The following is a 21,816-nucleotide window of genomic DNA, read 5'->3' as shown; positions in this document are numbered from 1 at the left end:
TTGACTTTTGGCACGCTGTTGAGTTCTCAAGGTACGGACGCTTCCTTCGAGCGGCTTTCACACCAGCCCTCCGGGCGCTTCCTTCGTTTTCCAGCTTAGCAGACCGTTTCGGCCGGTCGAACCAGTCGAATTACGTTTACTGCTGTGCCGGCGGCGAATTTCCCCGCCGTTGTCAGTAAGCTTATCAGGCTTTCCGACCCGCTTTCACGGCCCACCGCCTGCGACAGCGCGAACAGCATTGACCCGGCATTTCTGCCAGATTCCCTGCTGGATTTCGACTGCCCTCGGGGGCGAGGTGTCAGAGACTACTCACCTGCCATGCGACTTGTCCAATCGCAGGCAACCGCTTGAACCTACCCGGCGTCGCCGGGCCCGTCAACGGCTTTGCTGGGTGGAGTTTCCAGCTGCTCCAGCTCGATGCCGGGGGCGGCCAGCAGGACATCGCCGGCCAGGTGGACGACGCGCTCCTCGCCCGTGCCGAGGTCGGCCACGCGGTAGCGCTCGACCAGGAGTGGGCCGCTGTCGGTGGTGTGGGACTCGGTCGCCTCCAGGGTCCAGCCCTGGTCGATGGTGTGCGGTGCCAGCACCGGGTCGGTCAGGTTCACCAGGCGCAGCCGGGTCGTGCTGCCGGGCTGGAGCCGGAGCAGGCGGGCGGTCGCGATGAGGAAGGCCGGGGAGCGGCCCATGAAGGCGTGGGCGCGTTCGGTGCCCTCGCGGGCGTGCTGGCCGGTGGGGTCGTCCTCGTGGCTGCGGACCCAGCTGAGACCGTCCAGCAGACCGCCGCGGACCTGCCAGCCCTGGTGCCGGAGCTCCAGCCGGAGCGGGCGGCTGTACTGGTCGAGCGTGAGGTCGATCGACCCCTCGGGCTCCCCCGAAGCGGAGAAGGTCTGCGCTGTGTAGCGCCAGCCGGACGGGCCACGGGCGCAGCTGAAGCGTTCCTCGCCGAGAGGGGTGTCGTCGTGGGTGTCGTGGAAGGAGTAGCGGCCGCTGGGCATGGTCCGACTCTATGGGTGGACAGCGGAGTGGCCGACCTCCCTTGGATCGGGGGGTCGGCCACTCCAACGCGCTCAACGCACTCTCACCGCGCGGCTCAGTAGCGGTACTGCTCCGGCTTGTACGGGCCCTCGACCGGGACGCCGATGTAGGCGGCCTGCTCCTCGGTCAGGACGGTGAGCTTGACGCCCAGCGCGTCCAGGTGGAGGCGGGCGACCTTCTCGTCCAGGTGCTTGGGCAGCACGTAGACGCCGACCGGGTACTCCTCGGTCTTGGTGAAGAGCTCGATCTGGGCGATGGTCTGGTTCGCGAAGGAGTTGGACATCACGAACGACGGGTGACCGGTCGCATTGCCGAGGTTCAGCAGGCGGCCCTCGGACAGCATGATGATGGTGTGGCCGTCGGCGAAGCGCCACTCGTGGACCTGGGGCTTGACCTCGGTCCGGACGATGCCCGGCAGCTTGCCGAGGCCGGCGATGTCGATCTCGTTGTCGAAGTGGCCGATGTTGCCGACGATGGCCTGGTGCTTCATCTTCTCCATCTGGCTCGCAAGGATGATGTCCTTGTTGCCGGTGGTGGTGATGAAGATGTCGGCGATACCGACGACCTCGTCCAGGGTGGTGACCTGGTAGCCGTCCATCGCCGCCTGCAGGGCGCAGATCGGGTCGACCTCGGTGACGATGACGCGGGCGCCCTGGCCGCGGAGGGACTCGGCGCAGCCCTTGCCGACGTCGCCGTAGCCGCAGACCACGGCGACCTTGCCGCCGATGAGGACGTCGGTGGCTCGGTTGATGCCGTCGATCAGCGAGTGGCGGCAGCCGTACTTGTTGTCGAACTTCGACTTGGTGACGGCGTCGTTGACGTTGATGGCCGGGAACAGGAGGCTGCCGTCGCGGAACATCTCGTACAGGCGGTGGACGCCGGTGGTGGTCTCCTCGGTGACGCCCTTGATCGCGGCGGCGGCCTCGGTCCACTTGCTCTTGCTCTCGGCAAGGCTGCGGTTCAGGAGTTCCAGGACGATGCGGAACTCCTCGTTGTCGGCGGTCGAGGGGTCCGGCGCGACACCGGCCTTCTCGAACTCGACGCCCTTGTGGATCAGCATCGTGGCGTCGCCGCCGTCGTCGAGGATCATGTTGGGGCCGACCTCGCCGGGCCAGGTGAGGGCCTGCTCGGTGCACCACCAGTACTCCTCCAGGCTCTCCCCCTTCCAGGCGAAGACCGGGACGCCCTGCGGGTTCTCGGAGGTGCCCTCGGGGCCGACCGCGATCGCCGCGGCGGCGTGGTCCTGGGTGGAGAAGATGTTGCAGGAGCACCAGCGGACGTCGGCGCCGAGAGCGGTGAGCGTCTCGATGAGCACGGCGGTCTGGATGGTCATGTGGAGCGAGCCGGTGATCCGGGCGCCGGCCAGCGGCTGGGCGGCCGCGTACTCCTTGCGGATGGACATCAGGCCGGGCATCTCGTGCTCGGCCAGCTGGATCTCCTTGCGCCCGAAGGCGGCCAGGGAGAGGTCGGCAACCTTGAAGTCGCCGGTGGGAGTTGCGGACATGCTTGGTCTCCATCGCTATCGCTACGAGGCGCCGGCTGCGCCGGCCCGGGCAGTGGTGGGACGCGGACACGACGAGCAGCGCCGACGTCGCGCAGGGTGCGCGAGTCTGCGAGGTCGTGCCTTGTGCGGCCCAGTGCGTCGGAGGCCCTCTCTCCCTCGGCTGGCCCGGACTGCCCTCCCCTGCGGGACGACCTGCCCGAACTCACCGACCGCCATCAGCAGCGACGTCTGGCTCTGCAACGAATCTACACCGACCCGCCGACGCGTCGCCCGCGAGACGGCCGGATTCGGCCTCGGGGGTGTGTGATGGATTCGAGAGGACAGGCGTACATTCCGATACGCACGGTCGAATCTTCGTCCTAGGGCGCGTCCTAGGTGCGCGGCGGATGGGGTGGAGCGGATGTCGGTGCCATGGAGCGGCAGCGGGCTGCCGCCGGCGGCAGCGGAGCGCATGGCCGAGGTCAGGGCGAGCGGGACGTGGACCTCGGCGCTGTCGACCGGTGAGTTCGCGTCGATCCGTTCGGTCGGCTTCGAGCCGGTCGGACAGGTCATGGGGTCGGCGGTCTTCCACGTCGGCCGGAGCGGGCGGTACTGGGGCTATCACGACTGCCTGTTCCCCGGAGCCGGGTACGGCTTCAGCTACGGGAACGTGGGCGACGCGCCGATCGCGGTCTCCGGACAGGGGTCACCGGCCGCGGCGCTGGTCGGGGTCTTCAACAGCGCACGGCAGACCGCACTGCAGCGGATGACGGCCGAGTGCCTGGCGCTGGGCGGGGACGGAGTGGTTTCGGCTGCCCTCACCATGGCCCCGTTCGTGGCTCAGCCGAACTGCCTGGAGTTCAAGGTGATCGGCACGGCGGTACGCGCCCAGGGGACGGTGCGGCCGAAGCACCCGTTCACCTCGCACCTGGACGGGCAGGGCTTCGCCAAGCTGGTCGCCTCCGGCTGGGTGCCGGTGGAGCTGCTGGTGGGGATGTCGATCGGGGTGCGCCACGACGACTACCGCACCCAGTCGCAGAGCTACTCCTGGCGCAATATCGAGGTCACCGGTTGGAGCGACCTGATCCACGAGGTGCGCTCCGACGCACGCCGGCAGCTGCAGCTCCAGGGCTCCCGGCAGGGCGGGGACGCGGTCATCATGGCCAGCAGCGATCTGCGGGTCTGGCGGGAGTCCTGCCTGCGGGCTCGTAACCGCAACAACTCCGAGCAGGAGGACCACGTCGCCGAGTCCACGATGGTGGGAACCACCATCGCCAGGTTCAAGGCCCGGCGTGAGCCTCCCCGGACGCTCTCGGTGATGCCCCTGGGCGACCGCGGCGAGCTGCTGAAACGGCGGCTGGCGGCGGTCGCGTCCAGCCCCTACGGGGACCGGGCGCAGTACCAGCGGCTGGTGCAGGAGCTGAACGAGACGGGTGGCTAGCGTCACCGACCGATCAAAGCCACAGAACCGACTGTCCGAACTGCTTGGTGTGACGAGGGGTAGCGAGATGACGAACACGGAGCCGAACGCCCAGGGCGTTCCGGCGGATGCGATGCGGCGACTGGCCGAGCTGGAGCCGGGCAAACCCGGTTCGATCTTCACCAGCGACCTGTCCGTGAACGAGTTCCTGCTGGTGCGGGAGGCCGGGTTCAAGCCGATCGGCCTGGTGCTGGGCAGTTCGATCTACCACGTGGGCATCCAGATCGGCCGCTGGGGCAAGAACCAGGAACTGGAGACCCTCAGTCAGGCCATGTACCACGCACGCGAGTTGGCGATGACCCGGATGGAGGCCGAGGCCGCCGCGCTGGGGGCGGACGGCATCGTCGGGGTGCGGCTCACGGTCGAGGCGCGCGAGTTCGGCAACGACGTGGCCGAGTTCATCGCGATCGGCACCGCCGTGAAGGCGGACAACCCGCCCCCCGGCGGCGGCAGCTGGCGCAACAACAAGGGCCAGCCCTTCACCTCGGACCTGTCCGGACAGGACTTCTGGACCCTGATCCGGGCCGGCTACGCGCCGCTGGGCATGGTGATGGGTACCTGCGTCTACCACATCGCCCACCAGAAGATGGGCGCGGTCTTCTCCAACCTCGGCAAGAACGTGGAGATCGAGCAGTTCACCCAGGCCCTCTACGACGCCCGCGAGCTGGCCATGGCGCGGATGCAGGCCGAGGCGGAGGCGCTGCACGCCGAGGGCGTCGTCGGGGTGCAGCTGAACGCGCACAACCACCGCTGGGGCGGCCACACCACCGAGTTCTTCTCCATCGGCACGGCGGTCCGCCCACTGCGGGCGGACCATGAGATCGAGCGGCCGACGATGGTGCTCAGCCTGGACGGGTGAGAAGCTTCGAAGGTCCGGTTGGTGCTGACGCAGGGATGGACGACGCAGGGGATGGACGATGAGTGAGCATGACCCGTTGCCCGCTCGGCCGGACGACGTGAACGGCGCCGTCGAGGGTGCGGACGCCGTCGACGGCGTGGCCGAGGCTCCGGAGGCGTCGATCGACATGCTGGCCGCCGCGCTGCGCCAGGACTCGGCGGATCTGGAGATCTACGTCAAGGTGCTGACCGATTCACTGGCCGACGCGCTGCCGCCCGGGTCGGTGGTCTTCGAGCGCAAGCGGTCGGTCGGGGACCGGCTGGCCGGTCGGGAGGGCCGGGTCGAGAAGCTGGAGGTCTCGCTGGACGACCGGCGGCTGATCCTCACGCTGGCACACGGGCGCCCTCAGGGCGAGGTCGCCACGGTCGTGCGCGGAGTCGTGCTGTCGCGCAAGCCGGTGGCCCTGGACGAGTGGGCCACCGCGCTGGCGACGGCGGTATCGCTGCGGGCCCGCTCCGATGCCCGGGCGCGGGCCGCGCTGCAGAAGCTGGTACTCGGGGGCTGACTCCGACGCCACTCGTACGAGTGATCTTCGCCCCGGGTTCCGGCATTTTCCGCCGGAACCCGGGGCGTCTGTCGGTGCCCGGGTGTATTTCTTAGGTCAGCGAGACCGTAGCCCGGAAGACCGTGCTGCGGGCCTCGCCGGGTGCCCCGGCAACGAGCAGGTTCGTGCCCTGGGCGGGAATGAACGCGGATTCACCGCGACGAAGTGTGAGTGAGGCGCCGTCCTCTTCGGTGAGGACCGCCGTCCCCTCGGTGCAGAGCAGGATCTGCGGGGTCGTCGTGGGGACGCGGCGGCTTCCGGAGTCCAGCAGATAGCGGGAGAGCCGGAACTCGTCGATGGGCGTCGGGTAGAGCTCCTCGCCGTCCGAGCCGGGGACCGGGACGGGACGCAGCACGCCGGGGTCGGTGCTGCGGAAGTGAACGATACGGAGCAGCTCGGGGACGTCCACATGCTTGGGCGTCAGGCCGCAGCGCAGCACATTGTCCGAGTTGGCCATGAGTTCGACGCCGATGCCGCTGAGGTAGGCGTGCGGGATTCCGGCCCCGAGGTAGAGCGCCTCGCCCGGCTGCAGCCGGACGTGGTTGAGGAGCAGGGCCGCGATGACTCCGGGGTCGTCGGGGAACGCACGGCCGAGGGCGGCGTAGGAACCGAGGGCGGAGTGGATCTCCGCGGGCAGGTCGCCGTGCGGGTCCGCGGCGGCTCGTTCCAGGGCCGCGGTGGTCTCGGCCACGGTGGTGCGCACCGCGGCGGGATCGGTGGTGAGGACGAGGGTCAGCGCCTCACGGAGGGCCTCCTCCTCGGGCTTGGAGCGCAGGATCTCGACCAGTGGCGCGAGTGCGGGTACGGCCAGGCTCTCCAGGAGCCGTGCGGTCTCATCCGGTGCGCGGAATCCGCAGAGTCCTTCGAACTCGCGTCCCCCAGCGTCTTCGAGGGCGCAGATGAGTTCGGGCTTGTGGTTGGCGTCCTTGTAGTTGCGGTAGGGGGCGTCGATGGGGACGCCCCGGCTCTCCTCGTCGGCGAACCCGGCCCTGGCCTGGTCGAGGTCCGGGTGGACCTGCAGCGAGAGCGGCTCGCCCGCGGCGAGGACCTTGAGCAGGAAGGGGAGGGTGGGGCCGAAGCGCTCCACGACCGCGGCGCCGAGCTCGCCCTCGGGGTCGGCGTCGATGACGGCGTCCAGGGTCTGCGGCCCGCCTTCCCTGTGGACGGTGGAGGGTGCTCCGGGGTGCGCGCCCATCCAGAGCTCGGCCTGCGGCTCACCGGTGGCCGGCGTGCCGAGCAGAGCCGGAAGGGCGGTGCGGGACCCCCATGCGTAGGGACGGATGGTGTTGTTGAGGCGGTCCACGGTGAAGTTCCTGATTCTGGGCATCGGGCGATGAGCAGTCGACGAAAGGGACGAAAGGAGGGGCTGAGGGAAGGTCTAGGTATCGGCCGGTGCCGCGCCGGCGGGGACGTCAGCTGTGCCGGAGGAGGCGAGACCTAGGTAGGCGGCGGCGAAGTCGGTCAGGGCGACGAGCTCCGCGATCGCTTCGAGGTTGTCGGAACGAGCGCTGGCCAACTCGCTGACGGCGATCTGATGGTCCATGGCGAGGCGCCGGGCCCGAGCCAGGATCCGGCGGGAGGTGGGTGTCCGGCCCTGCTCCGCCCGTTCGTCGGCCCAGTCGCCGACCTGTTGGTCGGCCCGTTGGTCCGCCGGCGGGTCGGAGAGAGGGTCGGCGAAGGGGTCGGGGTGCTGGTCCGGCTCCGGCGAGCGGTGCAGCAGCAGCACCTTGAGCCTGAGCTCGGCCCCGTCCTCGGCACGGTCCCGGAAGAAGTCGTCCTCGTCCGGGTCGGGCGCGAGGTTCCCGGCCAGCAGGCCGTACTGGGTGCTCAGGGCCTCGGGCAGGGTCGCGCAGACAGCCGGGCGGCCCGCCAGGTCGGCCAGCGCGGCGGCGAATCTGAGGGCGACCGCCCCGGTGCAGGGGCCGTCGCTCCAGAGCAGCGGCAGCACCCCGTCGAGCTGGACGGCGAGGGTCTTGGCGGGGTTGCCGTAGGTCTCCGCGCCGGGGCGGCAGCGTACGGCGGCCTCGTCGAGCCGGTCGGCCGCCGCCTGCACCGAGGCCGGGGCTGCGTCGACCACCCCGATCAGGTCGGTCAGGACGAGGACCGGGGCGAGCAGTCCCCAGAGCGACGAGGGAAGCTCCCGGGGCAGGTCCCCCTCCGGGAACGCGGTGCGGTGGCGCGGCGCCTCGGCCCGGGCCAGGAAGGGCAGCGGCAGGCCCCGGGTCTGCAGCGCCGCCTCGGACAGGGCACTGTCCGCGGGCGCGACGACGACGGTGGAGCAGCCGCGCGCATAGCCCTGTTCCAGCAGGGCGACCAGGCCGGGCTCGGCCCCGGTGCTGGACAGCGCGATCAGCAGATCGGACGGACCCGCCCAGCCGGGCAGGTTCCACAGCAGAGCGGAGGTGTAGGCGATGGCGGAGCCTGCGGAGTCGTCCGCGGTGGTCGGACGCAGCACGGTGAGGGGACAGCTGCCGCTGCCGAGGGCAGCCAACAGTTCCCCGGCCAGGGCGGCGGTGCCGTGGCCGGCCACGAAGACCGCCCGGGGACGCCCCTCGGGGTGGAGTCGGTCGAGACCGGCCTCCCCGGCGAGGCGGACGGCGGTGCGCACGATGGCCCCCGCGGAGGCCAGGTCGAGCAGGACCTCGGTGTCGTCGGCACGCGCCAGCTCGTCGGGGTTGTCGAGTACGCGTTCCTCGATCATGCGGTGGCCTCCCGGGCGGGGACGGTGGCGACGGTCAGGCCGGGCGCCGGGCCTCGTCGATGAGCAGCACCGGGATGCCGTCGCGCACGGGGTAGGCCAGGCCGCAGTCGGCAGAGGTGCAGACGAGTTCCTGGTCCGACTCACGCAGCGGTGCGTGGCACTGCGGGCAGGCGAAGATCTCCAGCAGGGCGGGGTCGATGCTCATGGCCGGTGCGCTCCGGGTGGGGACGGGACGGGTGGGTGCGGGGGCGTCGTTCGCCCCTGGATGGCTACCGTACCGCCGCCGCGCGGCCGTCGGGGACGGCAGGGGCGCGGGGGCGGTACGGCGGCGGTACAGCGGGACGGGCGACTGGGGGACGGGCGGGCGGGCCGTCAGCCGCGGACGATGGCGAGCACCTCGTCGCGGACCTTCGCCATGGTGGCCTCGTCACGGGCCTCGACGTTCAGCCGGAGCAGCGGCTCGGTGTTCGAGGCGCGCAGGTTGAACCACCAGTCCTTGGTGGTGACGGTCATACCGTCGAGCTCGTCGAAGGTCACCTCCGGCGTCGTGGCGAAGGCCTCGCGCACGGCGGCGGTGCTCGCGGCCTGGTCCTCGACGGTGCTGTTGATCTCACCGGAGGCGGTGTAGCGGTCGTACTCCGCGACCAGCTCGGAGAGGGTGCCGTCCTGCGTGCCCAGCGCGGCGAGGACGTGCATGGCGGCGAGCATGCCGGTGTCGGCGCGCCAGAAGTCCCGGAAGTAGTAGTGCGCGGAGTGCTCGCCGCCGAAGACGGCGCCGGTACGGGCCATCTCCTGCTTGATGAACGAGTGGCCGACCCGGGTCCGAACGACCTTGCCACCGTGCTCGCGGACGACCTCGGGGACGGTCCAGGAGGTGATCAGGTTGTGGATGATCGTCGGCTCCTCCTCGCCGTCCGCCTTGGCCCGCGCCAGTTCGCGCACGGCGACCAGGGCGGTGATGGCGGAGGGCGAGACCGGCTCGCCGCGCTCGTCCACGACGAAGCAGCGGTCGGCGTCGCCGTCGAAGGCCAGACCGATGTCGGCGCCGACCTCGCGGACCTTGGCCTGCAGGTCGACCAGGTTCTTCGGGTCCAGCGGGTTGGCCTCGTGGTTCGGGAAGGTGCCGTCGAGCTCGAAGTACATCGGCACGATCTCCAGCGGGAGACCGCCGAGGACGGTGGGCACGGTGTGGCCGCCCATGCCGTTGCCGGCGTCAACGGCGACCTTCAGACGGCGGATGCCACGGAGGTCGACCAGCCCGTTCAGGTGGTCCGCGTAGGGCTGCAGTTCGTCCTGTTGGGCGATGGTCCCCGCGGTGGCGTCCGAGCCGGGGATGGTGACGGTGTCGTCCTCGGCGGTCCAGGACTCGACCAGTTCGCGGATCTCGACGAGGCCGGTGTCCTCGCCGACCGGGGAGGCGCCGGCCCGGCACATCTTGATGCCGTTGTACTGGGCCGGGTTGTGGCTCGCGGTGAACATGGCGCCGGGCAGGTCGAGCTTGCCGCTGGCGAAGTAGAGCTGGTCGGTCGAACACAGGCCGATCTCGACGACGTCGGCCCCCTGGGCCGCGGCGCCCTCGGCGAAGGCGCGGGACAGCCCCGGGGAGGAGGGGCGCATGTCGTGTCCGGTGACGATCGCGTCCGCGCCGGTGACGAGGACGAACGCGGCACCGAAGGCGCGAGCGAGCGGCACGTCCCACTGGTCGGGGACGACGCCTCGCACGTCGTACGCCTTCACGATCTGCTTCAGGTCACGCACTCGGAATCTCCGCCATTCTGGTCTGCGGTCACAGGTCTGCGGTCACAGCTGGTAGGGGGAGATTACCCGGTGCTTGTTAAGGACGGGCTGTGAGCAGGCTACTGCTGGGGATCGGGCGACCGCAGCACCCGGAGATGGCCCCGGCGGCCGACCTCGGTGGGGTCGGCCGGACTGCCGCCGTCCTGGCGGCGCACCGGGGGCTTGGCGGCCTCGCGGACCGCGTTGGCCAGGGCCTCCAGATCGTCGCCGCTGGGCCGGATCGGCCCGGAGTCGACGGTCAGCCGTACCACGTCCCAGCCACGGGGGGCGGTGAGCCGCTCGGAGTGCTCGGCGCAGAGGTCGTAGCAGTGCGGCTCGGCATAGGTGGCGAGCGGTCCGAGGACGGCTGTCGAGTCCGCGTAGACGTACGTCAGCGTCGCGACGGCGGGACGACCGCACGCGGTGCGCGAACAGCGACGTACAGGGCTCACGACGATGGACGGTACCTCACCGGGCGACCTGTCCGCGACGACTCGCCCCGTGTCGCCCGCAATCCGGCGTCGGGTCGCCGGAGTTCACGGCCGCGTGGAGCCTTCACGGGCTGGGGAGCGATAGGGGCCGGATCAGCGCGTGCCAGGCGGTGGGCGCCCGGCCCCTATCGCTCCCCAGCCCGTAAGCTGCGGGGATGGACAGACCAGCAGGGTCAGGGTCGGGGCGTGGCCCTCGTCGGCGTGACCGGCACGGCCGGGGACTGCGCGGGCCGCTCGCGCCCCCGCAGGTGCCGCTGTCGCTCAGTCGCTCCGAGCTCTTCGACGACTATGTGCGCGAGTCGGTGGAGCGGCTGGAGCGGCGCTGGCCGCAGCTGACCGGGGTGGAGTTCGCGGTGCAGGACGTCCCGGCCCCGCTGCCCGGGGAACCCGAGGCCGACCTGGAGAACGTCCGTGCGGAGGACGTCCCGCTGGGCCGGCTGATTCCGGCCGGGCAGGGCCGGCCGGACCGGATCGTGGTGTTCCGGCGCCCGGTGGAGACCCGTGCCAAGGGGCGTGACGAGCGCGCCGCGCTGGTCCACGAGATCGTGGTGGAGCAGGTCGCCGAGCTGCTCGGGATGGATCCGGACGCGGTCGACCCCTCCCCCGACGACGACTGACGCGACCTGTCAGCGCGTCAGGATCGAGTTGTCCTGTACCGCGTGCGGGATCTGCACCGTGCTGCGGTCGTCGGTGAGCTGCTGGATGGTGAATGCCGGGACCGAACCACTCGTGTGAGTGATCATGCGCGCCGCATAGACGCTTCCCCCGGACACCGGCTCGACCGTCACCGCATAGGTCCCGTTGCCCGGCGCCTTGGGGGTGACCGACACCGTGGTCCCGGCCGGGACGGAGACGCTGGTGCTGCTCGGGGTGGTGCCGGAGCCGATCGTGCCGACCTTCACCACGGCTGTCGTGTCCGTGGCCGTGAGCAGCAGCGTGGTGTCGTTGCCGGTGCTCCCGGCCGCGGTGGCCCGCTGCCCGATCGAGCCGCTGCCGGCCAGGTAGCCGGTGTCGGTCCCGTTCCTGCCGCCGCGCACCACCTGGATACCGGCGACCACCGGAGTGGCCTGCTTGGGGTCGGTGGGAGTGAGCCGGAGCGCGGCCGGCTGGCCGCGGGTGATGTTCCCCAGGTCGACCGAGGTCACCATCCCCGCCTTGACGTGCACGGTCTCATGGCCGGCCGGCGTGATCCAGCCGCTCTGTGACGCGAGTTGCACCTTCAGGTCGGCGTCGGCCGTCCCGGGCGCGGCCACCACCAGGGTGGCGTCGGTGAGATCGCCCGGCAGCCCGGCGATGACCTGGGTGCCGCCGGCCGTCGTGGCCGGGATCCAGTCGGCGCCCTTGGAACCGCTGTCGGCGTGTAGGGCCGCCGCCACCCGGCCGCTGCGGACCAGTACGTGCACCGCCAGCGAGCTGTTGTCGTTGCCGGGGCCGATCAGGGTGGACAGCAGCAGCGAGGCGGTGCCGCCGGCCGGCACATTGATGTTGGAGGCCTGGGTGTTGTCCACCTCGCCGCTGGGGCCGAAGATCTGGATGTCCACGTCCGCGGCGGTGGCCTCGGCGTTGCTGAGCTCCAGGTAGTCGGTGCTGCCCTTGTTCGTGTCCGCCCCGGAGAACCAGAACTCGGTGCCGGGGGCGGTGCAGCCGGTGCCGGAGAGGGTCGAGCCGACGCCGCTGGTCGTCTGCTGGACGGTGAAGCCTGGCGCGGTGGTGCCGTCGGAACCGGCCAGCAGGGCCGGGGCCTTGTCACCGCTGACGGCCTTGGCCGTGGTGCTGCCGCCGACCTGGCTCTGCTTGGCGAGCGACTTGGAGCCGGTTCCGCCGGGGGTGAGGCTGCCGAGTGAGGCGCCGTTGGCGGCGGCCGCACCGCTGCCCGACCCGCTCGCGGTCGCGGGGGCGACGCCCGACAGCGCGCCGGGGACGGCGAGGCTGTACCCGGTGCTGCCGCTGCCGCCCTGCACCGGCGGCGGGCAGATGAGCGTGGTGTGCTGAACCGCCGTCAGCACGGTGGCACCGGCGACCGCGGCCTGCCCGGTCGGCGGATGGACCTCGGCGATGCCGACGGCGAGGGCGAGCACGCCGACCGCCGCGAGCAGGGACTGGGTGGTACGGCTGATCATCACTCAGCTCCCGGCTTCGTCGTTGGGGTGGCGGACCGGCTGCTGGGCCTGCAGCCACGGATCGTCCGGCGGCAGCGAGCCGTAGGCGCCGGTGGCCGTGTCGTGCGGCGCTCCGGACTGGCCGGGAACCGCCGCCGGAGCCGCGCCTCCGTTCCAGTCGTAGCCGTGCGGGGCGGGGGGCTGCTGGGCGAACTGGGGGTCGCCGTACGGCTGCGGCTGGACCGGGTAGCCCTGCTCGTCGTAGTACGGCTGCGGCGGCAGCGGCGGCTGCTCCGGATAGGGCGGGTACGGCTGGGCCTGGTAGGCGGCGTCCTGATAGGCCGGGTCCTGGTAGCCGGCTTCCTGATATCCGGCGTCCTGATATCCGGGGCCCTGATAAGCGGGGTCCGGGTACCCGGTGGACGGGTAGCCCTGGGCATAGCCGGGGTCCTGGTAGGCCGGATCCTGGTACGCCGCCGGGTCCTGGTACTGCTGCCCGGGATAGGCCGCGTACACCGGCTGTTCCTGGGCCGCCTGCTCCTGCGCCGCCTGCTCCTGGAAGCCCGGCGCCGCCGCGAAAGCGGCCGGCTCCGCGGCCGGGTCCGCTGCCGGGGCGTCCGACCCGGGGTCGTCTGCGGCCAGGCGGCGGGCCCGGCGCGATCCGGGCAGCGGCGCCTCGGCGGCCGCCTGCTGGTCCACGTCGCCCTCGTCCGGCAGGTCGTCGTCGTTGTGGTCGCGCCGCCCCGGCAGGGCCAGCACCAGCACCACCAGCGCCAGGAAGCACTGTCCGGCGATCCAGCCCAGGTGCATCGGGCTCTCGTGGTAGCTCACCGCCAGCTTGCCGCCGGCCGCCGGCAGCTGGAAGCCCTGCGCCCAGCCGTCCACGGTGACCGGAGTCAGTGCCGTGCCGTCCACCGTGGCCCGCCAGGCGGGGTCGGCCGCGTCCGCGATCCGCAGCACCCGGCCTTCGGCCCCGGCCGGGATGGTGGCGTTCACCGAGACGGCGCCCGCGGGGACGGCCGTGTCGGCGGCCCCGGGCGTCTGGATGACGGCCCTGGCCACATTGGCGGTGATCCGCCAGATGCTGGAGCTCTGCTGCTGGTTCACCCGGGTCAGGCCCGCGGTGGCGTTCAGGGTGTCGTTGACCTGGGTGCTGACCGGCGCCTGCACCAGCACGTACTGGATGGCGTACTGGGCCAGCGCGTCGGCCTGGTCGCCGCCGGCTCCGGCGACCAGATTGGCGACCAGGGCGTTGAGGTTGCTGGAGGGCCCGGCCGCGACGGAGGTCTCGGCGCTGCCGATGGTGGGCCCGGCGCCGCGCGCCAGCGAGTAACTGACGACCCCTCCGGAGCTGCTGGTGCTGAGGACCAGGGTGCGGACCTGGTCGACGGTGCCGGCCTGCTCGGCGATGAAGGCCGGGACCAGCTGGCCGTTGCCGCGCTGCAGCGGTCCGCCGGCTCCGTGGATCAGCCACCATCCGGCGGCCGCGACCGGTGCGAGCCCGGCGGTGACCAGCACCAGCGCCGCGACCGGCTGGCGCCAGCCGAAGTCGATGCCGGCGACCCGGGCTCGGGCGCCGTCGGCGCCGATGGCGGCGGCGGACAGCAGGGCGATACCGGCGATCAGGGTGGCGGGTCCGGCCCAGGCGGAGACGGCCTGCGCCCCCGGTCCGGGGACGACCTTGGTGGTGCCGACAAGGACCGCGCCGAGGATGGCGACCGAGGCCGCGCCCCAGGCGACGGCCACCGCGCGGCGGCGGTCGGCGCGCAGCAGGGCGGCCAGCGCGGCCAGCACGATGCCGACGACCAGGATGCCGGGGACCGTCCCGCTGCCTCCGGGGTCGAGCAGCAGCAGTCCGGTGGGGGTCGCGGTGGCGCCGACCGCGCCGGGGATGCCGGCTTCGAGCAGCAGCCGGGCGGGGTGCGTCAGCAGCCCCAGCGACCAGGGCGCGAGCACCAGCAGCGGGGTGGCGACGATGGCCAGGCAGCGCGGGGCGAGGCTGCGCAGCACCTCCGGGCCCTGCCCGAAGGCCCCACCGCGCAGGAAGGCGGCGAGCAGCGCGCCGACGGCGAGCAGCAGGCCCAGCAGCCAGGCGAGCGGTACGAAGGCGGTGGTGAGGGTGAGCAGCAGGGCGGCGACCCAGGCGCTGCGCCAGCCGGGGCGTCCGCCCTTGGCCGCGGTCTCGCGGCGGATGCCGAGGCCGACGGCGACGGCCGCGGCGCGGGCCAGCGGCGGCAGCAGCATGGCGAGCACCGCGGTGCCGAGCCGGCCCTGCGCCAGGGCCCCGGTGGCCGCCGGCAGCAGCGCGTAGCCCGCGCTGGCCCAGGCCCGGACCAGCCGGGAGTCGATCAGCGGCCGGGAGACCAGGTAGGCGGAGACCCCGGAGAGCGGCACGGCGAGCAGGAGCAGCAGGGTGACGGCGAGTCCGGGACTGCCCAGGGTGATGGTCGACAGTGCGGCCAGCACCCCGAGGTAGGGGGGCGCCCCGCCGGACGAGCCGACGCCGGTGGCCTGCCAGGAGTCGGCGTACTGCCGCCAGAGGTCCATGGCGCCGCCCGGGGTGGGCAGCAGCGCGCCCCCGTAGAGGGTGCCGCTGCCGAGCAGGCCGCGGCAGGCGATCAGGGTGAGCACCAGCAACCCGGCGAAGAGCACCGGGGCGGGTTTGCGGGCGATCCGCTTGAGCCGGGCGAACTGCTCGATCTCCAGGAACTCGGAGTCGTCGTCGACCGGGCCCGATTCGACCGAGCCGTGCCGGCTGGACTGGGCCTCGTTTCCGGTCTTCCCGGCGAACTCGGCGACCAGGTTCTCCACCGCGGCCCGCGTGGTGGCACCGGGCGCGGGGAACAGGCTGCGGTCGTCCAGCGCGTCCGGCTGGCGGGTCCTGCCCCGGCGGACCCGGCCGCCGAGGATCCGGCCGAACCGCAGCAGCACGTTGGCCAGGCCGGCGAACTCGTCCACGGCCTGGCCCGGCGTCTTGCCGAGGAGGTAGCCGAGGGCGCGCAGCACGGTGCTGAGGGTGATCCGCAGCAGCAGGTACGGCAGCAGCACGGTACGGGAGTTGACGAGCAGGGTGTAGACGGCGCCGGACTTGTCGATCCGGTGCGGGCGGTCGGAGCGGGCGCAGTCGATCGGGCGGCGCTCACGGCTGGCGGCCTCGGCGTGCCGCAGGACGGCGTCGGGGGCGACCACGGTGCGGTGGCCGGCCGCGGCCACCCGCCAGCAGAGGTCGACGTCGTCGCGCATCAGCGGCAGCGCCGGGTCGAACCCGCCGAGCTCCTCGAAGACGTCGCGGCGGATCAGCATGCCGGCGCTGGAGACCGAGAGGACCGGCCGGACCTGGTCGCGCTGGCCCTGGTCCTGCTCGCGCCGGTCCAGGCCGGTCCAGCGGCGGCCGCTGCGGGCGATGCTGACGCCGACCTCCAGCAGCTGCCTGCGGTCGTACCAGCTGCGCAGCTTGGGGCCGACCACGGCGGCGCTGGGCGTGGTCTCGGCGACCTGGAGCAGTTTGAGCAGCGCGTCGGGGCGGGGCTCGCAGTCGTCGTGGAGCAGCCACAGCCACTCCACCGGCTCGACCGAGGTGCCCGCGCCGAACTGCTCGTCGGCGAGCTCGTCGTGGTGCCCCAGCGGGTCGCCGAACTGGTCGTGCGCCGCGCCTCCGACGGGGTCGTAGCCGCTGGCGGAGATGGCGTAGGGCAGGTCGTGCGGGCGCAGCGGGGTGGTGGCGCGCACGGTCTCGTTGACGGCGGTGCCGAAGCCGGTGCGACGTCCGAACTGCTGCACGGCGTCCGGGCCGAGGGCGTCGGAGAGCAACTGCAGCGACTGGTCCGCGGAACCGGTGTCGGCCGCGAGGACGCGCTGGACCTGGCGCTCCTGGCCGAGCAGTCCGTTCAGTGCCTGCGGCAGCCAGCGGGCGCCGTCGTGGCTGACCAGGACGGCGGTGACCAGATGCCTCGGGTAGGCGGGCGGCCGCTGGGGAGCGGGTTGGCCGTAGGGACTCGTCGCTGTAGCAGTCATCGCGGTGGGTGGCCCCGGTTCGCTGAGTGGCTGAGTGCTGGGTGAGCGCCCCACACTAACGGTTGCGACTGAGGGCGTTGAGTGCCGGTGTGGAAATAGCAGCGGCAGGGGTTCCGGATATGTACCCGGACCGGGACGCGGCAGAGCCCCGCCGGCCACGGGAAACCCGGGGTTGCCGGCGGGGCTCTGCGGAGTCGTGGATCAGAATCGTCGGACCAGAGTCGTGGATCAGAATGGGATGTCAGACCACGGCCTTCTTGAGGCGGCGCCGCTCCCTTTCGGAGAGGCCGCCCCAGATACCGAACCGCTCGTCGTTGGCCAGTGCGTACTCCAGGCATTCGGAGCGGACCTCGCAGGCGAGGCACACCTTCTTGGCCTCCCTGGTCGATCCCCCCTTCTCCGGGAAGAACGACTCAGGATCGGTCTGGGCGCACAAGGCGCGTTCCTGCCAGCCAAGCTCTTCCTCACCGGCGTCCTCGTCGGCGATCATCAACTCAAAGAGCTCGCTCATCAGCGCGCCTCCTGCCCCTCTTCAGCGTGCGTCCCCGTGGTGCGGTCGTTGTTCGTGCGACTGAACGACACGAGTGAAATTACAAGTGCGCAACTCTGGCCCAGTCAAGCCATGCTCTGGTATTGGGTCCGGGATTCACTCCCTGGAACCAAGCCGCCACCATAAGTGTGCATAACCGGGCATACCGGATTGCTCGCCATTCGCGCTTCACGCAGCCCCGCACAGTGGAGGACGAGAGTCACGAAGAACCCGGTTGCACAACAGCAGCCCCAGGAGGCAGTGCCGAAACACGGGTGTTGAGCGCCTCGTTCCCGGCGATCTTGAGTGGCAAACCCGAGAGGTGATTTATCCCCCGATCGGGTGATGTCCGCCACTGGTCCGGGAGTCAGGTTTGACAGCGGGTACCAGAAGGGGATGTTCTTGTGCCTATGTCAGAGCAGCGCGCCCACTCCGAGAGCCTCGTCACCGAGCTCCGCCGTGCCGCCAGCGCGCTCTGTTGCCGCTGTAGCTAGGGCCTGACCTCGCGGTCCGGCCCCGTGGTCGTTCCCGGCGCCGCGTCTCCTCGGCTCCGCGCCCGGCCCCATCGGGAAACACCCTCCCCAGCCGCAGCGCCAGCAAGGACATCAGCACTCCATGGCTTCGTCCCCACCTTCACCATCGGTCCCAGCCGCACCGTCGGCCTCCCGCGCGGGCTCCCCCTGGGCCGACGGCCTCAGCGACGTCAGCATCGCCGGCGACCCGCTCGCCTGGCCCCACCTCGCGCCCGAACCGGTCCCCCACCCGGTCAGCGTCGGCGACTTCGCCGCCCTGGCCCGACGGGTCGCCGCGGACCGGGCCCGCTGGCAGCCGCTGGTCCGCTACGACGCGCTGACCCGCTGGTACGCACAGCTGGAGACCGGGCCCGGATACGAGGTCTGGCTGCTCAGCTGGTTGCCCGGACAGGGCAGCGGGCGCCACGACCACGGCCGCTCGTCCGGCGTGCTGACCGTGCTGGAGGGCGAGCTGACGGAGCGTTCGCTCACCGGCGCGGGGCAGTCCGAGCGGGTGCTGGCCGAGGGCGCGCAGCGGGTCTTCGCCCCCGGCTACCTGCACGAGGTGGTCAACACCTCGCTGGAGCCGGCCGTGACCCTGCATGTCTACTTCCCCGGGCTCACCGAAATGACCCCGTACGGATCGGGCTGGGGGCGGGAGCAGTCGCAGCAGGGACAGGAGCAGGCTGCGGCGCGGGCCACGGCGCCGGCTGAGGCACTGCCGGAGCACTGAGCGCGGCGCCCAGGTCCGCCGTCCGGGCCAGCGCGCGCAGCGCGGCGCCCGCGAGCACCACGCACAGCGCGCCCGCGTACGCCTGCTGCTGCAGCTCACGGCCCAGCACGATCATCACCTCGGCCGCCGCCGGCAGGGCCAGCCACTCCCAGTCGCCGTCCAGCGCGACCAGGCCCACCACCAGCAGCCCGTACCAGGGGTAGCCGGGAGCCGCGAGGAACAGCGCGGTGCCGGTGACCGTCAGCGCCCCGCGCCACGGCCGGGCCGGGTCGCCGTTGCGCAGCACCAGCAGCACGGCGGCGAGCAGGACCGCCGCGACCAGCACGGGGAGGTACTGCTGCGGAAGGCCAAGCAGGTTCAGCAGGCCGAACCGGGTGCCCTGGTCGTAGCCCTCCTCCTTGAGGTAGCCGGGGAGGTAGCCGAGCACGGCCGGGCCCGAGGCCAGCACATAGGGCAGATAGCAGAGCAGGAAGGTCAGCCCGGCGACGACCGGCACCAGCGCGTCGCGCCAGGACGGCCGCCGGCGCAGGACCCCGGCCAGCGCCCCGGGAAGTACCAGGACGGGGATCAGCTTGGTCGCCACGGCCGCCCCGAGCAGGACCCCGGCGGCGGTTCGACGCGGATGGGCCGCCGCGGCGAGTCCGCAGACGGCCAGCAGCACGCCCAGGGTGTCCACATGCGCGTCGTTGACCGCCCAGATCGCCACTCCGGGGCACCAGGCCCAGAGCGCCGCCCGGTGCAGCGGCAACCGGTTGCGGCGCAGCACCAGCAGCAGCGCGACGGAGGTGGCCACCGCCAGCGCCGCTCCCCCGACCTGCGCGGTCCGCACTCCGTGGCCGCCGGTGAGCCGTCCGGCCTCGTAGAGGCCGAGGAACCAGACCTCGGCGACCGGCGGGTAGATGGTGTGCACCGTCGGCCGGTTCAGATGGGTGCAGACCGGGCCGGCCCGGTGCAGGTCCCAGCCCCAGCAGGAGCTGCCGACCGGGAAGAGCGCGGGGTCGGCGGCGCGGAGCGGGGCCAGGGCCGGGTCGGTCGGCGCATAGCTGTACGGCGAGATCCCGGCCGCCTGGACATGGCCGTCCCAGAGGTAGCGGTAGGCGTCGTCGCTGGTCCGGGGTGGTGCGAGCAGCCCGGTGAGGGCCACGGCGACGGCGCCGACCAGCACCAGCGCCGCCGTGTGCCGTGGCGGGACCCGGCGCAGCAGGAACACCGCGAGCGCGAACAGCACCCCGTCCAGGACGTACAGATGGTGCAGCGCGCGGAGGTGATAGAGGGTGACGCCGCTGGTGAAGGTCCTGGCCAGAGCAGCGGTCAGGGCGGCCAGCACGGCGGCGCAGAGCCAGGTTCGGACGGCGCCGGCCGTGCTGGTCCGGGGCGTGCTCATCGTCGCTCCAGGGCGAGGAAGCTGCGACCGCCGGAGGCCCAGGAGTCGGCGAGGGCGAACCGGCTCACCGCCTCGCGCATGGTCGCGGCGGCGCCGAGGCGGGCCCAGCGGAAGGTCGGCCCGCGGCGGCCCGAGCCGTCCTCGACCGCCACCGTGATCCGCTCCTCCAGTTCCTCCGGCTCCACCTCGACCAGCAGGTGTCCGGAGGGTCCGAGCAGGTCGGCGGCCCTGGCCAGCAGCGCTCCGGGATCGCCGCCGATGCCGAGGTTGCCGTCCGCGAGCAGGGCGGTGCCCCAGCGACCCTCCCCCGGCAGCGGGTCGAACACGGAGCGGCACAGCGCGCTGCCGCCCAGGCCGCGGGTGCGGATGACGGCGGCGCGGGTGATGTCGACGCCCAGCGCGGGCAGCCCGTGCGCCTGGAGCTCGGCGACCAGGCGGCCCGGGCCGCAGCCCAGGTCGATGGCCGGGAGGCCGCGGTGCAGGCAGCGGTGCAGCAGGGTCCGGTCGGCGGCGTCCGGGGCGGCGCACCAGCGGGCCACGTCCAGCGGGTAGCGGTGCCCGTCGGTACGGCGCAGCCAGAGCGGGCCGCGGCCGCGGCGGATCGCCTCGGCGAAGGGGTCCGCGGACCAGGGCGCGGGAGTGGGGGGCGGGTGCGCGGCGGGGGTCGGTGTCTCGGTCGGAGCGGCGGTGGTCGTCGGGGTCACCGGGCCGAACCTCCCGGCGCGGACAGGACGGTCCTGGACATGGCGGGCCTGGTCACGGCGGTCGGCGACAGGACGGTCCGCGACACCATGCGCCAGGTTTCGGCGAAGCGGGTGTGCGGGGCGAGCTCGGCTACCTCGGCAGCCTCGGCGACGGTGTCGACGTCGGTCAGCGCCGGGAGCGCGGCGACGCGCAGGCCGGCCGCGGCGAGCCGGCCGCGCAGCACGGCTCCGGTGGTCGCGGTGGACATCGGGACGCCCAGCAGCAGTTGCCGGGCCAGCTCGGCGCTGGGGCGGGCCAGCCCCAGGGTCCAGAAGCCGCCGTCCACCGCCGGGCCGAACCAGGCGTCGACCCCGGTCCTGCCCGCAGGCGAGAGCGCCTCGGCCAGCGTTCGGGCGCTCAGCTGCGGGGTGTCCATCCCGACCAGCAGCGCCGGCGTCTTGTTCCCTGCTGTCCGGTCCCCCGCCGTGTCGCCCGCCACCGCGGCGAACGCCTGCGCCAGCCGTACGTCCAGGCCGCCGCCGGCCTGCGGGAGCACCTCCCAGCCCGGGGGGAGCCAGCGCCCCGGCGCGCCTTCCAGGACCAGGACCCGCCGCCCGGCCGGCACCCGGCCCAGCGTCTCCAGGGTGTCCGCGAGCGCGGCCTCGGCCAGGGCGGCGGCCTGCTCGGGGGTGCAGGCCGGGGTGAGCCTTGTCTTCACCCTGCCCGGGACCGGGGACTTGGCCAGCACCATCAGCGTCGGCGCGGGAGCCGCGAGCATGGCGCCCATGTCGTGGATCGCCTGCCTGGTGCCGCGCAGGGTACCGGTGACCTTGGAGCGGCCCGCCCTGGGGAGGTAGGCCACCTCCCGCTCGGCGATCCGCATCCCGGCCGCGTCGGCCGCGAGGACCATCTCCAGCGGGTAGCCGGACCGGCGGTCGCCCAGTCCGAGGTCCAGCAGGCGTCGGCGGCGGGCGACGCGCATCGGGCCGAGGTCGTGCAGCTGCGCGTGGGTGCGGGCCCGCAGCCGCCGCGCGAGCTCCGCGTTGGCCAGCCGGGCGTGCAGCGGCCACGCTCCGCGCACGGTGGGTCGGCGGCGCCCCAGCACCAGATCCGCCGATCCCTCACGGACCGGATCGAGCAGGGACGGCAGCTCGGCCGGGTCCAGTGAGGCGTCGCAGTCGCAGAAGCAGACGTACTCCGCGGTCGCGGCGAGCAGCCCGGTATGGCAGGCGGCGCCGAAGCCGCGCCGCGGCTCGGAGACCACCAGGGCGCCGAGGCTCCGGGCGAGTTCCGCGGAACCGTCGGTCGAACCGTTGTCGACGACGATCGCGCGGAATCCCGGCGGCATGCGTTCGAGAACCCAGGGCAGGGCCTCCGCCTCGTCGAGACAGGGCAGCACCACGTCTGCCTGGAAGGGCTGATGAGGTTTGGTCATGGCGGACACGGTAGGAGC

General features: G+C 72.5%; 18 protein-coding genes and 1 pseudogene. 5 read left to right on the top strand and 14 right to left on the bottom strand.

The window, feature by feature from the left end; translation table 11 throughout:
- Positions 1-353: 353 nt before the first annotated feature.
- Both ABH941_RS33085 and ahcY read right to left on the bottom strand, forming a co-directional pair.
- A complete protein-coding gene (locus tag ABH941_RS33085; protein ID WP_370133273.1) occupies positions 354-995 on the bottom strand; it encodes a hypothetical protein in 642 nt (213 codons plus the stop codon).
- A gap of 95 nt (positions 996-1,090) precedes the next feature.
- Positions 1,091-2,539 carry an adenosylhomocysteinase gene (ahcY, locus tag ABH941_RS33080; protein WP_370133272.1) on the bottom strand — a complete coding sequence of 483 codons (1,449 nt, stop codon included), beginning with the start codon at positions 2,537-2,539 and terminating at the stop codon, positions 1,091-1,093.
- Between the two features lie 400 nt (positions 2,540-2,939).
- Between ahcY and ABH941_RS33075 the strand changes: the two genes are divergently transcribed.
- The 3 genes from ABH941_RS33075 to ABH941_RS33065 all read left to right on the top strand — a co-directional run bounded on the left by ABH941_RS33075 (position 2,940) and on the right by ABH941_RS33065 (position 5,401).
- Entirely contained in the window at positions 2,940-3,959 is a 1,020-nt protein-coding gene (locus ABH941_RS33075; protein ID WP_370133271.1) for a heavy metal-binding domain-containing protein, read from the top strand.
- 67 nt (positions 3,960-4,026) lie between these two features.
- Positions 4,027-4,857 (top strand): heavy metal-binding domain-containing protein, encoded by an 831-nt coding sequence (locus tag ABH941_RS33070; protein ID WP_030264025.1) that lies wholly within the window; start codon positions 4,027-4,029, stop codon positions 4,855-4,857.
- 58 nt (positions 4,858-4,915) lie between these two features.
- Complete coding sequence (locus tag ABH941_RS33065; protein ID WP_370133270.1) at positions 4,916-5,401, top strand: hypothetical protein; 486 nt, start codon at positions 4,916-4,918, stop codon at positions 5,399-5,401.
- Between the two features lie 91 nt (positions 5,402-5,492).
- Here ABH941_RS33065 and manA read toward each other — a convergent pair whose 3' ends face one another.
- The 5 genes from manA to ABH941_RS33040 form a co-directional block, all read right to left on the bottom strand.
- Positions 5,493-6,743, bottom strand: coding sequence for a mannose-6-phosphate isomerase, class I (manA, locus tag ABH941_RS33060; RefSeq protein WP_370133284.1), 1,251 nt, complete (start codon positions 6,741-6,743; stop codon positions 5,493-5,495).
- Positions 6,744-6,818: 75 nt separating this feature from the next.
- Complete coding sequence (locus ABH941_RS33055; protein ID WP_370133269.1) at positions 6,819-8,141, bottom strand: SIS domain-containing protein; 1,323 nt, start codon at positions 8,139-8,141, stop codon at positions 6,819-6,821.
- Between the two features lie 34 nt (positions 8,142-8,175).
- The gene (locus tag ABH941_RS33050) at positions 8,176-8,346 is read right to left on the bottom strand and encodes a Trm112 family protein (RefSeq protein ID WP_084718490.1); all 171 of its coding nucleotides are present in this window, start codon (positions 8,344-8,346) and stop codon (positions 8,176-8,178) included.
- A gap of 167 nt (positions 8,347-8,513) precedes the next feature.
- Positions 8,514-9,899 carry a phosphomannomutase/phosphoglucomutase gene (locus ABH941_RS33045; protein WP_370133268.1) on the bottom strand — a complete coding sequence of 462 codons (1,386 nt, stop codon included), beginning with the start codon at positions 9,897-9,899 and terminating at the stop codon, positions 8,514-8,516.
- 98 nt (positions 9,900-9,997) lie between these two features.
- Positions 9,998-10,369, bottom strand: coding sequence for a DUF3499 domain-containing protein (locus tag ABH941_RS33040; RefSeq protein ID WP_134004337.1), 372 nt, complete (start codon positions 10,367-10,369; stop codon positions 9,998-10,000).
- A gap of 194 nt (positions 10,370-10,563) precedes the next feature.
- On the opposite strand from ABH941_RS33040, the gene ABH941_RS33035 reads away from it, so the two are divergent.
- Positions 10,564-11,025, top strand: a complete 462-nt coding sequence (locus ABH941_RS33035) for a metallopeptidase family protein (protein ID WP_370133267.1) — start codon at positions 10,564-10,566, stop codon at positions 11,023-11,025.
- Between the two features lie 9 nt (positions 11,026-11,034).
- Here ABH941_RS33035 and ABH941_RS33030 read toward each other — a convergent pair whose 3' ends face one another.
- The 3 genes from ABH941_RS33030 to ABH941_RS33020 form a co-directional block, all read right to left on the bottom strand.
- Entirely contained in the window at positions 11,035-12,528 is a 1,494-nt protein-coding gene (locus ABH941_RS33030) for a DUF5719 family protein (RefSeq protein WP_370133266.1), read from the bottom strand.
- A 3-nt stretch (positions 12,529-12,531) separates the two neighbouring features.
- Positions 12,532-16,521, bottom strand: coding sequence for a glycosyltransferase (locus ABH941_RS33025; protein ID WP_370133265.1), 3,990 nt, complete (start codon positions 16,519-16,521; stop codon positions 12,532-12,534).
- Between the two features lie 241 nt (positions 16,522-16,762).
- Positions 16,763-17,032, bottom strand: a complete 270-nt coding sequence (locus ABH941_RS33020) for a WhiB family transcriptional regulator (RefSeq protein ID WP_030264048.1) — start codon at positions 17,030-17,032, stop codon at positions 16,763-16,765.
- 633 nt (positions 17,033-17,665) lie between these two features.
- Between ABH941_RS33020 and ABH941_RS33015 the strand changes: the two genes are divergently transcribed.
- Positions 17,666-18,295, top strand: coding sequence for a cysteine dioxygenase family protein (locus tag ABH941_RS33015; protein WP_370133264.1), 630 nt, complete (start codon positions 17,666-17,668; stop codon positions 18,293-18,295).
- On the opposite strand, the gene ABH941_RS33010 is transcribed toward ABH941_RS33015, so the two are convergent.
- From ABH941_RS33010 to ABH941_RS32995, 4 genes and pseudogenes are all read right to left on the bottom strand, one after another.
- Positions 18,183-19,679: a glycosyltransferase 87 family protein gene (locus tag ABH941_RS33010; protein ID WP_370133263.1), complete on the bottom strand. Its 1,497-nt coding sequence runs from the start codon at positions 19,677-19,679 to the stop codon at positions 18,183-18,185. The two genes, ABH941_RS33015 and ABH941_RS33010, sit on opposite strands and share 113 nt — an antisense overlap.
- Positions 19,676-20,383 (bottom strand): class I SAM-dependent methyltransferase, encoded by a 708-nt coding sequence (locus ABH941_RS33005; protein ID WP_370133262.1) that lies wholly within the window; start codon positions 20,381-20,383, stop codon positions 19,676-19,678. Before ABH941_RS33005 ends, ABH941_RS33010 begins: the two co-directional genes overlap by 4 nt.
- Positions 20,380-21,114, bottom strand: a complete 735-nt coding sequence (locus tag ABH941_RS33000) for a DUF2064 domain-containing protein (protein ID WP_370133283.1) — start codon at positions 21,112-21,114, stop codon at positions 20,380-20,382. The genes ABH941_RS33005 and ABH941_RS33000 overlap by 4 nt, the downstream gene beginning before the upstream one ends.
- A pseudogene (locus tag ABH941_RS32995) lies at positions 21,091-21,798 on the bottom strand (glycosyltransferase family 2 protein); the annotation flags it as partial. The pseudogene ABH941_RS32995 and the gene ABH941_RS33000, both read right to left, overlap by 24 nt.
- Positions 21,799-21,816 lie beyond the last annotated feature (18 nt).

This window comes from Streptacidiphilus sp. EB103A, assembly GCF_041261405.1.
Taxonomy (GTDB): domain Bacteria; phylum Actinomycetota; class Actinomycetes; order Streptomycetales; family Streptomycetaceae; genus Streptacidiphilus.
Note: the sequence above shows the minus strand (reverse complement) of the source record. Positions and strands in the feature narration are given on the sequence as shown.